This is a genomic window from Thalassovita aquimarina (assembly GCF_018219815.1).
GTDB classification, from domain to species: Bacteria; Pseudomonadota; Alphaproteobacteria; order Rhodobacterales; family Rhodobacteraceae; genus Thalassobius; species Thalassobius aquimarinus.
On the sequence record NZ_JADMKU010000026.1, the window covers coordinates 1 to 16,667 of the forward strand.

Consider the following 16,667-nt stretch of genomic DNA (forward strand, 5'->3'; position numbering starts at 1 on the left):
CCTACACCGTGACCCAGGCCGATATCGACGCCGGGGGCCTGCGCAACAGCGCGACCGTGGTCGGCACCTACGGCGGCGCCGATTACACCGACGTGACCGACGATGGCGACGACAGCGATGGCAACACCACCGACGACGAGACGGAAACGCTGGCGACCATTGCTCCCGTGATCAAGGTGACGAAGACCGTCGATGACAGCGCCTTGGAAGACGGTGTGCGTGCTGGCGACACGCTGAACTATACGATCAAGGTCGAAAACATCGGTAATATCACCCTTTCGGATGTTGCGCTGACCGACAACTTCAAGGATCTGCACGGCGGCACGTTGTCCCTGACCGCCGGTCCGACCAAGGCATCGGATACCGGCGCGATCGCGACCGACACCACGATGGACGTGGGCGATGTCTGGATTTACGAGGCCAGCTATGACCTGACCGACGGGGCGATTGCCACAGGTGGGGTCGAAAACATCGCCGTTGTGACAGCCAAAGCGCCGGACGATTCCGTGGTAACTGCGGAAAGCAAAGTTGGCGGCAACACCTCGGTCGATGGCGACGGAACGCCGACAGACACCGGCTTCCCCGGTGAAGTCAGCGGCACTGTCAGGCAATATGAGCGAGGCATCTCGGGTATCGTTGTATACCTGTTGAAGGAAACCGCGCCGGGATCTGGAGTGTTTGACTACGTGATGGTTCCCGACAATCCGTCGCAACGGCTTTCGACAGTGACGGATGAATCCGGGGAATACGTGTTCATCGGGCTGGCGCCCGGCACCTATGGTGTCGAATTCGACAACCCGGGGTCACAGGCCGATCCGACCGCGATCAGCGCCGACTACTCGGAAACCGCGAACCGCATTACCGGGATTGTCGTGGATGCGGGCGACGTGGAGGTCGAACAAGACGCATTCTTTGTCGATCCGAGCGGCGTGATCTATGACTCATCAAGCTTTACGCCGATCCCCGGCGCGGTGGTCACGCTTTACTATCAAGCCACCTCAGGCGCCTCTCGCTCTGTGGTTCCCAATGCCTGGCTGAATGACGCGTTGGGTGACCTGAACGCTGTTTCGACCGGAACCGACGGAGCGTATTCTTTCTTCCTCGATCCGGCCACGGCGCAAAACGGTATATACTCCATCGAGGTTTCGAAATCCGGATACGAGTTCGCTTCGCAAACCATCGCGCCCCAGCCCGGGACGTTCGATCCCGGTCTTGGTGGCGGCGTGGTGCAGATCACCAATGCGGCGGTTCCTGCCGATGGCATGGATACGAGCTACTACCTGTCCTACCAGATGGCTTTCAGTGCCGACCCTGCGACGACCTCCAACGGGGTGGTGAACAATCATATTCCGCTGGATCCGGGCCTTGTTCTGCCGCTGGTCGAAGACGATCTGTTGTTGATCCTGAAAGACGATCTGGCCGTCACGATGACGCAGCAAAGCCGTCAGATGAACAGCTATGCGGCGGGCGCGCTGCAGCGGCTCAAGTCGCGCGACAGGGATCAATGTCTTGTCGCGTTGGCGAAGGCATTGGATGATCAACCAGTTCTGTTCGACACGGACAAGTCGACGCTGAAGCCGGAAAGCGGCGCGATCCTGGACAAGATGGCCGACATCCTGAACAGCTGCGAAGCGGCGTCCTTCGAAATCGCCGGTCATACCGACGACCGCGCCAGCGATGCCTACAACATGGTGCTCAGCCAGGCCCGCGTCGACGCGGTGGTCGCGGCGTTGGGGCAACGTGGCGTGAATACCGAGCGTCTGGCTGCCAAGGGCTATGGGGAAACCCGGCCGATCGCGGACAATGCGACGGCTGAAGGCCGGGCAGCGAACCGCCGGGTGGAATTCCTGCCGCTTGATAAACGGCACAAGGCCGAGGAGTGCGTGGCAACCGACACGATCGACCGCGGCATCAATGCATCTGCCAACAATTCCGGGGCGGCCGTGGATGGCAGCTATCATCGCGAAACCCGGAATTGCCAGAACGATAGCTGGCGCATCGTTTCCGGAACCGCGAGCTATCTGAAAAACGACAACGGCGTGTCGCAGGGCATGTTCAACCTGACGGTTCGGACGGAAAAGTTCGTCACGGATGATCGCGTTTTTGGCCGCTTTCTCGGGGTTTACGGATCGAAAAGCGACATTACGGGTCTGGCAACCGGCGACATCAAAGGGTTCGGCCTTAACGCTGGGATCTACGGTGCAAACCGTTTCGCAAGCGGGCTGTTCCTGGACTATTACCTCGGCGGGGCCATCGGGCGCCACGCGTTCGACCTCGACTTCGATCGGACGGGCGGCGTGGTGCATACCGAAGGGAACTATCGCTATTTCGCGGCATTCGGCGGCGCCGCGCTCTCGGGTCAGACCCAGATGGGTAGGTTGATCGTGTCGCCCCGGGCAGGTCTGGATCTGGCATGGTCCCCCGGCGGTGACGTGGATGTGACCGCCACGCGCGGCGCCATCGAGGACAGCGGCAACCTCAGGATCGGCAGGATGTCGGGCGCACGCCTGTTCGGAGAGGCCCGGATCGAAGACTTGTTGCCCGGGAGGGCGGAGGTTCTTGCAATCACCCCGAGGATTTTCTGCGATAAGCCTATCGGTGGCGGTGAAAACAGCTGTGGTTACGGCGCCGCGATCGAGCTTTCGCGGGAAAATCTCGGAAACAGGACGAGTTTCAGCGCAACGCTTGATGGCGAACGGTCCGAGAACCACGACTCCATCGGCTTGGTTTTCGAATACGCCAAGTCCCTTTCGGGTGGTCAGTTGACGGGAACCACGTCTGTTTCCAGTCAAGGCGAAATTGCGATCACAACGCAGTACAAGCTGGAGTTTTAATCCGGAAATCGGGACTTGTCCTCCTTGCTTGAACCAGCCGGGCCAGGCAGGGAGGATACAACCGCTTCTGATATGACCAGTGCCTATTTTTCAAAATGCTGCCGCTGAATTCCTGCCTATGCGGGCACAAGTATCCGTGAGCTGGAACATCGCAATCAGTCCATGCCGAGCGCTCGCGTCGGGGAGTGAATTAAGTGCCCCGTTTCCCGTTTGGCTGACCATTCATGCGGCACCACGGCGAAAGTCGGCTCTCCGTCCGACCTGGATGGGCCTCCTTAAAGGTTTTTTTTGTTGCAGGTTCGCAAAAGGCTGGGACCGACCAACTCAGGGTTCTGAAGCGCCTTCAGGAGGAAAGCGAACGGCTTGAAAAGGCCATCTCGGATCTGACGCAGGACAAGCTGATCCTGGCGGAGGCTGCCAAGGGGAACCACGGTATCCTGCTCGCCGCCGTACTTGCGCCGATCACGTACGCACCCGGTTCCGGCTGCCCGCATGTCGATCGGATTTTGCGATTTTGGGTCAACCCGAAGCTGACCTGCAGCGAGGCCTCCTCCACCCCCGTGGCACACAACTGATGCGCATATCTCACCGCGGCGCATTGCCAGCGCCGATATCCCAGAATAGCCCCGCCATCAGCCGCAGCGCATCGCGGCACAGCGGCTTGAGCACATGTTCGTTCGGTGCATGCTGCGAACAGCCGCGATAGGAATGAGGCACCCACACGGTCGGCAGCTCGAGTATGTCGGCAAACACGTCATTGGGCAGCGAGCCGGCCAGATTCGGCAGGATGTGGGGGGCTCGTTCCGACGTTTCCTCCAACGATGCTGCCACGAACCGGACCCAGGGATGATCCGGGGCCAGTCGCGTGGCCGCGAAGACGCCCTTGCCCTGCAATGCGATCTTGACCATCCCGAAGCCATGCGCGTCGAGATGGCGGCGCAGGGCCGGCAAGATGTCCTCGGCCTCGGTCCCCACCACGTAGCGCAGCTGACAGGTGGCGCGGGCATGGCCCGAGATCGCGTTGACCGGCGCCTCGGGGACGCCGCTTTTCATCGCCAGTATGGCAAAGCTGTTCCAGCCAAAGGCGCGCTCGGCCGGTGTCAGGCTTTCTTCGCCCCAGTCCTCATCGATGGCGGGGCCGTCGCCGCCCGCGACGGGCAATCCGCGCAGCGCGGCGCGCACGTCGGCGGTCAGGCTGTCGGGCCGCCATTGGGGGATGCGGATCTGGCCGCGCTTGTCAGTGATGGTGGCAAGCGCTTGCGCCAGGATCATCGCGGGATCGGCCAGCAGCCCACCCCAGTTGCCGGAATGATGCGCCCCCTCGCGCAGCTCCACCACCAGATCGAAGGTAACGGCGCCGCGCGACCCCATAAACATGGTGGGCGTGCCCGCCTGCAGCCGCGGGCCGTCCGAGGCGATCAGTACGTCGGCGGCCAGATCGTCCCGGTGCGCGGCAAAGAATTCGGCAAGGCCGGGCGATCCGGTCTCTTCACCGGTCTCGATCACCACGCGGCAGTTGAAGCCCAGACAGCCGCGCACCTGCATCACGGCGTCGAGCGCGGCAAGGTTGATGAGGTGCTGACCCTTGTTGTCGGCGCTGCCCCGGCCATAGAGCCGATCGCCCTCCTCCGTCAGCCGGAAGGGATGCAGACCCGCGCGCCACTGGTCGGTCTGGGCGCGGGTCACATCGCCATGTCCGTAGGTCAGGATCGTCGGCAGATCATCGCCTTCGTGCCGTTCGGCCACCAGGATAGGCCCGGCCCCGTCCACCGGGTTGGGATGGATCCGGCAGGAAAAGCCCATGCCGTTCAGCTGCGCGGTCATCGCCTGATCAAGGTAGCGGACGAGTTCCGAGGCCTGTTCGGGGTTCTGGCTTTCGGTTTCATAGACCACAAGATCGGCCAATTCGGTCTGGAAACGCCCGTCGTCGAAATAGGCGGAGGCGGTGTCGATCGCGGAAGTTCTTGTCATTCTCTACCCGTTGAATTCATCGCAAGTAACGTCTTTCTCGGTGCAGCCGGCGTCGACACTCCCCTTGCGCAAAACGACCGCATGACGGCCAAAGGGGTGGTGACGTTCATTCAAGAGCAGTATCGCGACCATGTCCCGGTCTCAATCCGGCACAGTCAAACGAGACCGCGGAGCGGCTGGATAAGGATTTCGAAACCAGCGCCCGCTGACAAGCCTTTATCGCGGTCAGCCACAGGATGCGTTTCCCGATCTCGAACGCGCAAGCCGCCTCGCTCCGGCGCTCAGCCAACAGTCCTTCATTCCTTCGATGTCGCCACACCTGATGCTGGGGAGTTTCGCAAGTGCCGCCATGCTGTTTCGCGATCAGCTGCTGATTGCCAAGGGCACCGATGCCAGAACCGGGCATTCAGGTGCGCTCGAAGAAACGCAGGTGCCGGCGGGAAATGCCTGAAATAAAACCGAAGTTTTCCACCCGGCACCGGTCGGCCCGGCTTCCGTTCCCTGACGCTTCCTGCGCCGATTGCGTGATGAGCGGATTGGCCAAGACCGGGCCCGGTGACAAACGCACGCGCCGTGTTAAAAACATATCGCGCCGCAAGGGCCAGCAGCTTTCCACCAATGGCTTTCGGCACTCCCGTAGAGAGAAAGCCTGAAATGTGGTAGCTTTACAGGCAATGGGGGACGGAAAATGGCAGAGGAAGAACCGAAAATCCGTATCGGGGATCGTGAAGAACTGATCTACATGCTCTCCGAGGCCGCCGAGATCGAACACAATGTCATGTGCGGCTATCTCTATGGCATCTGGAGCCTGAAACGCGATGAAGCCGACGGATTGACAGCCGAACAATGCGGCCTGATCGCGCAATGGCGCGACCACATGACCGCAGTCGCCGTCGAGGAAATGACCCATCTCACATTGGTCGGAAACCTGCTTTGCGCGATCGGCGCCCCGGCGCATTTGTCACGATCCAATTTCCCGATCCCGGCAGCAGATCACCCCGGCACCGTGGACCTTGAACTATACGGCTTCTCGCCCGAACTGGTCGAACACGCGATATATCTCGAACGCCCCGAGGGCGTGGATCTGGCCGACGCACCCGAATTCGAACACTTGGATAATTATCACCGGGAGGCCCCCAAGGGTCGCGTCATGCCGAACGCCCAGGACTATGCCAGCATCGGCCATCTATATCGCGGCATTTACCACGGGATGGAACGGCTGACCCAGAAGCTGGGCGAAGAGGCGCTGTTTTGCGGCGATGTGGCCGACCAGATTTCGCCGGCAGATGCGCCGTTGCCCGGACTGAGCGTGGTGACCAATCTGGCAACCGCGCACCAAGCCATCGAAACCATCGTCGAACAGGGCGAAGGCGCCCCCGATCATTCCGAGGACAGCCATTACCAGAGATTTCTGAACCTGCGGGCCTCGTTTCAGGCCGCGACGGAAAACTATCCCGGTTTCGAACCCGCCTTCCCCGTCGCGCGAAATCCTGTCCCGGCCCAGCCCGCCGACCCCGCCGGCACGATCTGGGTGACCGATCCCGAGGCTTGCCTCGTTCTGGATTTTGCCAATTCGGTCTACAACCAGATGCTGCGCTTCCTTGCCCAGGCTTTCGGGCGCGACGACACGAAGGGGCATAACAAGCGCCTGTTCGTCACCCTTGCACGCGAAATGATGTCCGTTCTGACCCCCTTGTGCAATCACCTGGCCAGCCTGCCTGCCGGGCCCGAGCACCCGGGTGTGAATGCCGGTATGAGCTTCACCATGGTGCGCGATATCACCCGTCTGCCAGCGGGTAGCGGCGAAATGCGGGTGATGCGCGAACGTATGGATGAATTGGCCGCGCAGGCGCGCAAGCTGTTTGCCCCGGACCACAGGCTGGGGTCGATATCCGACGCCCTGAGCGGCATGGCAGACCGAATCGACGCCCCATCGGACAGGGCAACGCCGCAAAAGGCGCCCCCCGCGCCCCCTGCCCCGCAGGCGGGTAAGCCGAAAAAGACGAACAAAGCGATCGTCGGCCATGCCGAGGGCAAGGATATGCATCTCAGCTTTGACACCGGACGGTGCATTCACGCGCGGTTCTGCGTGCTGGGCGCTCCCAAGGTGTTCCTGTCAGGCGTCAAGGGCCAATGGCTCTTTCCCGACAAGATGGACACCGAGGCGCTGCGCGCCGTCTGCCACAACTGCCCGTCGGGCGCGGTGCAATACACCCCCAAGGGTGGCACCCAGGCCGAACCTGCCCCGCCGGTCAATATCGTCAAGCTGCGTGAAAACGGCCCCTACGCGTTCCGGGCGCCAATGCGGGTCGACGGAGAGAATGTCGGGTTCCGGGCAACCCTGTGCCGATGCGGGGCCTCCGGGAACAAGCCGTTCTGCGACGGTTCGCATGTGAAAGCCGGGTTCAGCGCCAGCGGCGAACCGGACACCCGCCCGTCCGAACCCCTGGCGGTTCGCGATGGCCCGCTCGATATCAGGCCGCAAAAGAACGGCCCCCTGCAGGTCAGCGGCAACCTCGAGATCTGCTCCGGAACCGGTCGCAACATCGACCGGGTAACCGGGGCGCGGTTGTGCCGCTGCGGCGGCTCCAAGACCAAACCGTTCTGTGACAACACCCATCTGAAAATCGGCTTCAAATCCGATTAGCGCCAGCGCCGAACCATCCGGCACCGCCGTCCCGGTCCCGGCTGTTTTGAATTTTTTATGTGAAATATGGGCATTCGCCCGTAAGCTTCCGCGTAAAAGTCTGCATCTTGACTGCGAAAACAGGGGGCGCGGATGACGGAAACGGCAATCTTGGTCATGCTGTGCCTGGTAGTGAAACACTACGTGGCCGACTATCTTTTGCAGTTTCCCTGGATGATCCGGCAAAAGGGCAACCCGAGAGCGATCGGGGGGTATGCCCATGTCGGCATACACGCTTTGGGCACCGTGGCTGTTTTCGGGCTGCTTGGTCTGCCCCTCGGGGTGACGCTGGCGCTGGCGCTGGCAGAGGCCGTCACACATTACCTGATCGATTTCACCAAGGACCGTACCGGCAACAATGTAACCAGTAGTGACCGTCCACGCCTGTTCTGGGCGATCCACGGATTGGATCAGCTTTTTCATTCCCTGACCTACCTCGCCATGACCTACGTCCTGATCACCGCGATCAGCTAGACCTCAGAAGGAAAGATCAGATTTCATGCAACAACGCCTGACGCCCAATTTCCTTGTTCTGCTATCCCGAATTTGCCTTGCCGCAATCTTCTTTGCCAGCCTGCCCCGCCTGGCCTTCGCGGCCGGCGGCGCAGTGCCTTCGCTCGTGCAGGATATCGGCACCAGCCTTCTGGTCGCGGGGGGGCTGGCCATCCTGTTCGTGCGCCTGAAAATCCCGTCCATCGCGGGGTTTCTCGTGGCCGGTGTTCTGTTGGGACCGCAGGGCCTGCACCTGATCACCGATCCCGGCAATATCGAAGCCATCGCGCAGATCGGCTTTGTCCTGCTGTTGTTCATGATCGGGCTCGAAATCGACGTGCGCAGCATGCTGTCGGGCAACCGGGCCGTGCTCGCGGCCAGCGCCATCCAGTACCCGCTGACACTGCTTTTCGGTTTCGTGATCGCCAAGGGGCTGATCCTGGCCGGGATCGGGGGCGTCCTTGGCGACATGCCTCTGGCGCCGCTTTATATCGGCATCGCGGTGGCGGGATCGTCCTCGCTCCTGGTGGTCAAACTGTTTCAGGAACACTTCCAACTCGATACCCAGCCGGGGCGGATCTGCCTTATGGTGCTGATCTTCCAGGACATCTGGGCGATCGTTGCCACTCTGGTGCAGCCCAGCCTCGAACAGCCGGAACTGTCCGCGATACTGTTTTCATTCCTCGGCATCGGCGTGCTGATCCTGATCGCGGCGGGACTTGCAAAGCTGGTCGTCAACCGTGCCTTCGGCTGGATCGCGAAAGTGCCGGAAATGATCCTGCTGGGCGCCATGTCGTGGTGTTTCGCGATGGTCGCCATTGGCACGCATCTCGATCCTGCGACCGAATTGCTGGGCTTCAATCTGCACCTGAATGTCGGTTCGGGCATGGCGGCGCTGATCGCGGGCGCCACGATCGCCAGCTCGCCCTTCAGCACAGAAATCGTGACCAAGGTCGGGCTGGTCAAGGACTTCTTCATCACGCTCTTTTTCGTCGGCCTCGGCATCACCATGCCCGCGCTGGCCGGGATCGAAGTTCCGCTTCTCGCTCTCGCGGTGGCAGCGATCGCGCTGCTGGCGCGGCAATTCGTGGTGTTCCCCCTGCTCTACTTGTTCCGCGTCGACCAGCGCTGCGCGCAGGTCAGCGCGATCCGGCTGGCGCAGATTTCAGAATTCGCGCTGGTGATCACCTTTCTCGGTCTCGAACTCGGCCATATCAACCACGAAATCGCTTCGGTCATCATCCTGGCCTTCGTCATCACCGCAGTCCTGACGACACCCCTATTCGAGCGGGCCTATGATATTTACGAGGCCATGAAAGGCACGCTGACACGGCTTGGCTTCAAGGAACCCGCCGACGGCGGCGGCGATGAAGCCGAAGAAATCGAGCTCGCAGTCCTGGGGATTCACCGCGATGCTTCGTCCTTCCTTGTCGAACTGGCGCGGGCCCATCCCGAGATCATGCCCAAGACGGTTGTCGTCGATTTCAACGTGTCGGTTCACCCGCGCACGCGCGAACTGGGCGTCAAGGTCAAGTATGGCGATATCGCCAATGAGGAGGCGCTGATCCATGCCGGCGTCGATCGGGCCAAGGTGATCCTGTGCACCATCTCCGACGACCTGTTGCGCGGCATCAGCAACCTGGAACTGGTCAAGGTTCTGCGCCGCCTGAATCCGACAGCCACGATCATTTCCAACGCGATCGAGATGAAATCCATCGCCGAACTGCGCGCGGCCGGGGCCGATATCGTCTACATGTCCCGGCTCGAGGTCGCGCATGCCCTGCTCGACGTTTTCGCCAAGGCGCGGGACGGCCGCATCGACGCGGTCACCGAAGACCAGCAGACGCGCTTCGGGGATATCGAGGCAAGATCCGAGATCATGCGCTAGGAACCCGCGCGAAGGTCAGACGGCTAGTCGTTCCTGACACCCGCCTCGGCCATCAGCCTGCGCACCCTGTCCGCGTCCTCGGCCTTGGGAAAAAGGCCGAAGAAATTCCATTGCTTCAGGCTGAAGCCGGGAAAGCGCTGTCGTAGCCGCGCAATCGCCGCCGCGGCGGCTTGATCGTTGCCCAGCGCGTGATGGGCCGCCGCCGACCATGCCAAGGCCGGTGGTCCCGTCGGCCCGCCGCGTGCGACATTCGCCTCGTGCGCTTCGATGGTTCCGGCAAAGTCCCCGTCCAGAAACTTCAGCAATGCCATCAGGTTCAGATAGGGGCCATTGATGAACTGAGGGTTAAGGCGCATCGCCGCGTCCAACGCCTCCATCCCTTTGATCCGATCCCCCGTCACCCCGGCCATCATGCCGCAAAAGGCATGTGCGTCGGCATCGTTCGGCAACAGTTCAAGCGCACGCATCAATTCATCGTGCGCCTCGTCGAAACGACCCTGTGGCCACAGCGCCATTCCCAGCGCCAGATGGGACCAACCGAAACTGTCGTCGACCGCAATCGCCTTGCGCCCAAGCGCTTCCGCCTCGGCGGCCAATTCCGTTCGGTTACCCTGCCCCCAGATCGCGTTGAATCCGATCATCCATGCCGATCCTGCGTAGCCCCCGGCAAATTCGGGATCCATCTTTATCACTCTTTCGAACATTTCGCGCGCGGCGGAAATCCGTTCGGGGATCGGCGGATAGGGGGTCGCCTTTGCCCGCACGAAAAGTTCATAGGCATCGACATTGCGGGTATGAACCTGATTGATCAGGTTCGCCTCCTGCTGCGTCAGGCGAACGGACAATGCCGAAACGACCTCGGCGCAGACGCTGTCCTGCAGTTCGAACACGTCCTCGATCGACCCGTCGTATCGATCGGCCCAGACCTGTCCTCCGGTCGTGGCATCGATCAACTGAACATTGATACGCGCGCGGCTTCCCGATTTTCGAACGCTGCCCTCCACGACATGGCGCACACCCAACTGGCGGGCTGCAACGGCGATTTCAGGCGACTGCCCCTTGAAGGCGAATGTCGAGTTACGGGCGACCACGAACAGCCCCGACACCTTGGACAGATCGGTGATCAGGTCTTCGGTCATGCCATCAGCAAAGGCTTCCTGTTCACTGTCGCCGGACATGTTCAGGAAGGGCAGAACCGCGATCGAAGGCTTTTCAGGCAGTGGCGGGGCGGCGGTTGTGATTGTCGCCGCCCCTGCCGCTTTGTCAGCCGCCGCGCCATCCGCGTTCCAATGCCAGATACGCACCGGGCGCGGGATGTTCTTCAATGCATGTCTGCCGCCATCCACCCAAGCCAGATCAATCCGGTCGCGCACTTGCCGGTAAGCGTCGTCCGAAATACCCACGCCCCCGGGCGATGCAAGCGGTTCGATCCGGGCCGCGATGTTCACGCCTTCGCCGAAAATATCCGTATCTTCGATTACGATGTCGCCGACATGCACGCCGATCCGCAACTGAAGCTTCCTTGTCGAATTCTCGCCCGCTTCCATCGCGCCCAGCGCCTTCTGGGCCTGCGTCGCGGCCTTCACGCCTGCCACGACCGATGGAAACTCGATCAGGAACCCGTCCCCCATCGTCTTGACCATCCGGCCGCCATATTCCTGCAAAAGCGGCTCCAGAATGTCCGTTTGCAGGCGGCGCACGGCAAGGATGGTGCCGGTTTCATCGGCGCTCATCAAGCGGGAATAGCCCACCACATCTGCCGCTACGATCGCAGCCAGCCTTCTTTCCACCGGGTTGGACATGATTGAACTGTAGCTGCGGGGCAGGTTCAAATCTATCGCTTTGTTTTCGGGACTGTTTGGCGGCCCGCCCAAGCCTAGACGGGGCATCGGCAATCTCTGCTTCTGCACGACATTGCCCCGCAATCGCTATTTTCTTTACCGCCAAAAGCACTTTCGGGGGTACAAATGTCAAAACGGAGATGGAATGGCATCGACGGACGCACATGAAAACGTGGCTTCATGGCTCAGTGCACTGGGCTTGGCCGAACATGCGCCCAGCTTCGAAGAAAACGGCGTCGACATCAATTTGCTCGCGGAGCTGACGAATGAGGACCTCAAGGATCTAGGGGTGACCCGGCTGGCCGACCGAAAACGCCTGTTGGCCGCGATCGCCCAGCTGCGGGATGCGCCCGCAACACCACAATCAGATCCGGCGACACATACCGACACCAACCAATTGCTGCACAGGGAAAGGCGTCAGGTCACCATTCTTTTCGCCGACCTTTCAGGTTTCACCGACCTGTCGCTGAAACTGGACGCCGAAGACCTGCATGAATTGCTGACCCGATATTTCCAGCTGGTCGATGGCATCATCGAACGATACGGCGGCACGGTCGACAAGCATATCGGCGACGGTGTCATGGGCCTGTTCGGGGCCCCTGTCGCGCATGGAGACGACCCGTTGCGCGCGTTGCGCGCGGCCTTTGAAATCCATGACCGCGTGGAGACATTGGCTGCCGAGACGTCACAACCGCTTTCGGTGCACATCGGCATCGCGTCCGGCACCGTCATCGCCGGCGGGTTGGGCAGCGAAGGTTATCAGGAATACACGGTCATCGGCGACTCGGTGAACCTGGCGTCGCGGCTTGATGGGGTGGCCAGATCGGGGGAAACGGTATTCGACCGCGAAGTCTACCAGTCCGTCGCGGGGGCGGTAAATTGCGAGGATCTCGGCAGGATCGCGATCAAGGGGCTGGATCGACCTGTACAGGTCTGGCGCGCGCTGTCCCTGTTCGATGCCGACGGCGACACCGATCAGCGGCAGACCAAGTTCGTCGGCCGTCGCAGGGAAATCCGCCAGTTCAGGAATGCACTGAGCTATTGTCGCGAAGACGGTACCGGGCAGGTCATTGTTGTGCGCGGCGAGGCGGGCATCGGCAAATCGCGACTGCTGGCGGAGTTCATGAAGGAAAGCAAAAGGCTCGATTTCGGAACCCACCGGGCCCTGGTTCTGGATTTCGGCGCCGGGACCGGCCACGACGCCATCCGGACCCTGGTCAGAAGCATTCTGAACACCAACCGTGCTGCTGGCGAAGACATTTCCCAGTGTGTCGATGCCGCGGTTGCCGAGGGGTGGATCGAAAACAACCAGGCCAGTTTCCTGAAGGAATACCTCGACCTGACCAACTCGAGCGACACGCATGCCGGCGGGGAAAACCTTGATGCCACCGCACATCAGGCCGAATTGCGAAGGGCGTTGTCCAACCTTCTGACCAACGCAGCCAGAGATCGTGCAATCGCGCTCTTCGTCGAAGACATTCACTGGGCGGACCGGGCCGTGCTGCGCCAGTTGGCCATCATCGCTGCTCAGGTGCGCGACTCGCCGATCATGCTGGTCATGACGACCCGGGTCGAAGGCGACCCAACGGATTCGGCGTGGCGCAACAGCACCTCTGGCAGCCAGTTCATGACGATCGATCTGGGGCCGTTGCGCCAAGCCGATGCGATGGAACTTGCGCAGGATTTCGCGAAAAACGGCGACACGGCCGCCCAGCGATGTGTCCAGCGGGCCGACGGCAACCCGCTGTTCCTAGAACAGCTTTTGCGCAATGCGGCCGAGGCCCGGGACGAAACCGTTCCCGGATCGATCCAAAGCCTGGTGCTGGCCCGGATCGACCGGCTCGATCCATCCGACAAGGATGCGCTTCAGGCGGCCTCGGTCATTGGGCAACGGTTTTCCATCGATGCGATGCGGTGCCTGATTGGCAAGCCGGATTACGACCTCCAAACCCTGATCCGTCATGAATTGATACGCTCGGAAGGGGACGAATATCTGTTCACCCACGCCCTCATCCGTGACAGCGTATATGGCTCCTTGCTTCGGAAACGCCTGCGCAACCTTCACTTGAAGGCCGCCGAATTCTTTACGCCCACCGATCAGGTCCTGCGCGCCGAACACCTGGACCGTGCCGGTGATCCGGGCGCCCCGGCCGCCTATCTGAGCGCGGCCCGAACCCAGATAAAATCCTACCAGTACGAAAAAGCGCTTGCGCTTCTCGACCGTGGCCTGACCTTGGCGACGGACCATGGGGGCAGATACGAACTGACCATCGTCAAGGCAAAGCTCCTGCACGATGCGGCCCAAGTCGAACCTTCGATCCAGGCCTTTTCCGACCTGATCGACCTGGCCGAAACGGAAGAACAGAAGTGCCGAGCATGGCTCGGCATGGCTGCCGCCATGCGGCTGGCCGACAGGTACAAGGAGGCGCTGGCATACCTCGACAAGGCCGACGGCATTGCACGGGACCGCGGCGATGCTTCGGAACTGGCCCAGATTCACAGCCAGCGGGGCAGTCTCTACTTTGCCTTGGGCCGCACCGACGAATGCGCGGCAGAGCACGAAAAATCACTCGCATATGCAGAACAGGCCGGTTCGCCCGAACTCGAAGCGACGGCCCTGAGCGGCGTTGCCGATGCGCGTTACGTCGCTGGCCGCATGGCTACGGCCCTGACCTATTTCACCAGAAGCACTGAGGTTGCAGCGGCCGGCGGATTTCCCGGGATCGAAAGCGTCAACCTCGCCATGGCGGGGTTCTGCCAGTTCTACAGTGCTGAATTGCGCAAGGCGCACGATCTGGCGCAAAGAGCGATCGACATCGCCACTGAAGCCGGTCTTCCGCGCTCGAAGATGATGGGCGACCTGGTCGCTTTCGCGGTCAATTTCGAGATGGACGATCTGCAGGCGGCTCGCGCCCACAACAATGAAGCGCTTGAGATTTCCCGGCTGCTTGGCGCGCCCCGGTTCGAGGCACAGTCTCTGGCATTCATGGGGCGACTGGCCTGGGCGGAAGGCGAAGGCGAAACGGCGGTCAAGGCGCTGCGGGACGCTCTCGAAATGAGCGCAAGGGTGGGACACGGATTTACCGGAGCCAGAATCATGGGCGTTCTCGCGCTCTGCATGACAAATCCACACGAGCGGCGTCATGCCTTGGAAAACGGCGAAAAACTTCTTGCGGCCGGCGCGGTGTCCCACAACCACCTCGAATTCTATCCCGACGCGATCAATGTATCGCTAGATCTCGGAGACTGGAATGAAGCAAGACGGTTTGCCGCGGCCCTTAAAGACTTCACGCGTTCTGAACCGTTGGCATTGTCCGATTTCTACATTGCCCGTGGTCAAGCATTGGCCAACCTGGGAAAAAACCCACGCGACCCGGAAGCCTTGAAGCAGCTTCGGGAACTGGAAAAGACCGCTGCCCTAAGCGATATTGTACGTTCGAAGGCCGCTATCGAAGCTGCGTTGGACTGATTGGCCTGCGTGAAATCTTGTCTCCAATTGGAATGCGGGTCCGGCCCAACATGCCGGGGATCAATGAAGCGAACGAGCGCATGAGCCGGGTGCGAAGCACGCCGACCTGCGCCGCAAGAACTGGATATCGAAAGCGCGGGCCTGCACGATCAGGACCGCTTCACCGCGCTCAGCATCTTAAACACGATGCCGCTGCATGTATTTACCCGCGGCCATGGTGCATGCAGCCGCGCGCGCCGGGACCGGGATTGGCCCGGAACGCGCGCGGCGCTCAAGTCAACCGAAGACGAAAAAGCAAAGCTTGTTGCCGTCGGGATCGCGCACATAGGCGCCGTAGAACCGGTCTGGAATGCGTTGCCCCGGCTTTCCCTCGTCGGTCGCGCCGAGCGACATTGCCTTGTTGTAAAGCGCTTCAGCTTCGTCCTTGGTGCTGGTCGGGAAGGCCACCATCACGCCATTGCCGGGAGTTGGGGCCTCCTTGTCATAGGGTTCGCACACCGCCAGCATCGGCTTTCCGCGCTCGGTCCCGATAAAGGCGATGCGCCCGGAATCGATGACGACTTTCGCGCCCTGATCGGCGAAAAGGTCGGTGTAAAATTTCTTTGCGCGCTCCATGTCGGAGACGCCAATAGTCATGTATCCGATCATTCAGATGTTCCTTGTTTGGCTGTTTTTTCGCCCCCCGGCCGGTCAGGCCGGGTGGGACAGTTATCCCTCGAACCCGCCAAAGCGCCGGTTCAGTTTGCGCATACCGCCGATCCAGCGATCGTAGTTTTCGGTCTTGGCACGCATATAGCCCAACACTTCCTTGTGTGGCAGTACCAAAAAACTTTCCTCGCGGATCGCCTGCACACAGGCCTCAGCTACCGGCTCGGGTTCCATCATGCCGTCGATAGACGCGACGTGATCCTCGTGGCCGCGCGTCATTTCTGTTCGGACCGCCTGAGGGCACAGCACCGAGACCGTGATCCCCTGGTCGCCATAGCTCATCGCCAGCCATTCGGCCAAGCCTACGGCGGCGTGTTTCGTGACGCCGTAGGGTGCCGATCCGATCTGGTTGAGCAGCCCCGCCGCAGAAGAGGTGTTGAGCAGATAGCCCCCGCCTCGCGCGGTCATCCGTGGCACCAGCGTGCGCGCGGCCCAGACATGGGACATCACGTTGATATCCCATATGCGTTGCCAGCCGTCATCCGACACTTCCACTCCACCGGCCACGGAAATACCGGCGTTCGAGCAGAATAGATCGATGGGTCCGATGTCACGTTCCACCGTATCTATCAGAGCGACGATCTCGTCCGCCTTGCCGACATCCACACGAAAAGCCGTGCCGCCGATCTCGTCCGCGGTGGCTTGCGCGCCATCAAGATTAATGTCGACGCAGACGATGTGCCGGGTGCCCTCCCGTGCAAAGCGCAGGCACATAGCCCGCCCAATCCCGCTGGCCGCACCGGTGACGACAACGATCCTGTCCTTGAGTTCCATGATC

The 16,667-nt window shown here is 61.2% G+C and carries 10 protein-coding genes and 1 pseudogene; 7 read left to right on the plus strand and 4 right to left on the minus strand.

Annotation, left to right across the window (positions count from 1 at the left end):
• On the plus strand, positions 1-2,834 hold a 2,834-nt coding region (locus IT775_RS19350), incomplete at its 5' end, for an OmpA family protein (RefSeq protein WP_212702891.1).
• A gap of 314 nt (positions 2,835-3,148) precedes the next feature.
• Positions 3,149-3,306: pseudogene (locus IT775_RS21340) on the plus strand (IS3 family transposase); the annotation flags it as partial.
• 113 nt (positions 3,307-3,419) lie between these two features.
• Here IT775_RS21340 and IT775_RS19360 read toward each other — a convergent pair.
• Positions 3,420-4,805 (minus strand): M20 family metallopeptidase, encoded by a 1,386-nt coding sequence (locus IT775_RS19360; protein WP_212702893.1) that lies wholly within the window; start codon positions 4,803-4,805, stop codon positions 3,420-3,422.
• A 307-nt stretch (positions 4,806-5,112) separates the two neighbouring features.
• On the opposite strand from IT775_RS19360, the gene IT775_RS19365 reads away from it, so the two are divergent.
• The 4 genes from IT775_RS19365 to IT775_RS19380 all read left to right on the plus strand — a co-directional run bounded on the left by IT775_RS19365 (position 5,113) and on the right by IT775_RS19380 (position 9,871).
• Complete coding sequence (locus IT775_RS19365; RefSeq protein WP_212702894.1) at positions 5,113-5,256, plus strand: hypothetical protein; 144 nt, start codon at positions 5,113-5,115, stop codon at positions 5,254-5,256.
• Between the two features lie 237 nt (positions 5,257-5,493).
• A complete protein-coding gene (locus IT775_RS19370) occupies positions 5,494-7,452 on the plus strand; it encodes a ferritin-like domain-containing protein (protein ID WP_212702895.1) in 1,959 nt (652 codons plus the stop codon).
• Positions 7,453-7,584: 132 nt separating this feature from the next.
• Positions 7,585-7,965 carry a DUF3307 domain-containing protein gene (locus IT775_RS19375; RefSeq protein ID WP_212702896.1) on the plus strand — a complete coding sequence of 127 codons (381 nt, stop codon included), beginning with the start codon at positions 7,585-7,587 and terminating at the stop codon, positions 7,963-7,965.
• Between the two features lie 25 nt (positions 7,966-7,990).
• On the plus strand, positions 7,991-9,871 hold the full coding sequence (locus IT775_RS19380) for a cation:proton antiporter domain-containing protein (RefSeq protein WP_212702897.1): 1,881 nt from the start codon (positions 7,991-7,993) through the stop codon (positions 9,869-9,871).
• 23 nt (positions 9,872-9,894) lie between these two features.
• On the opposite strand, the gene IT775_RS19385 is transcribed toward IT775_RS19380, so the two are convergent.
• The gene (locus IT775_RS19385) at positions 9,895-11,673 is read right to left on the minus strand and encodes an adenylate/guanylate cyclase domain-containing protein (RefSeq protein WP_212702898.1); all 1,779 of its coding nucleotides are present in this window, start codon (positions 11,671-11,673) and stop codon (positions 9,895-9,897) included.
• 40 nt (positions 11,674-11,713) lie between these two features.
• On the opposite strand from IT775_RS19385, the gene IT775_RS19390 reads away from it, so the two are divergent.
• Positions 11,714-15,181 (plus strand): adenylate/guanylate cyclase domain-containing protein, encoded by a 3,468-nt coding sequence (locus tag IT775_RS19390; protein WP_212702899.1) that lies wholly within the window; start codon positions 11,714-11,716, stop codon positions 15,179-15,181.
• A 276-nt stretch (positions 15,182-15,457) separates the two neighbouring features.
• On the opposite strand, the gene IT775_RS19395 is transcribed toward IT775_RS19390, so the two are convergent.
• A complete protein-coding gene (locus IT775_RS19395) occupies positions 15,458-15,829 on the minus strand; it encodes a VOC family protein (protein WP_212702900.1) in 372 nt (123 codons plus the stop codon).
• 60 nt (positions 15,830-15,889) lie between these two features.
• A complete protein-coding gene (locus tag IT775_RS19400) occupies positions 15,890-16,663 on the minus strand; it encodes an SDR family oxidoreductase (protein WP_212702901.1) in 774 nt (257 codons plus the stop codon).
• Positions 16,664-16,667: the final 4 nt, after the last annotated feature.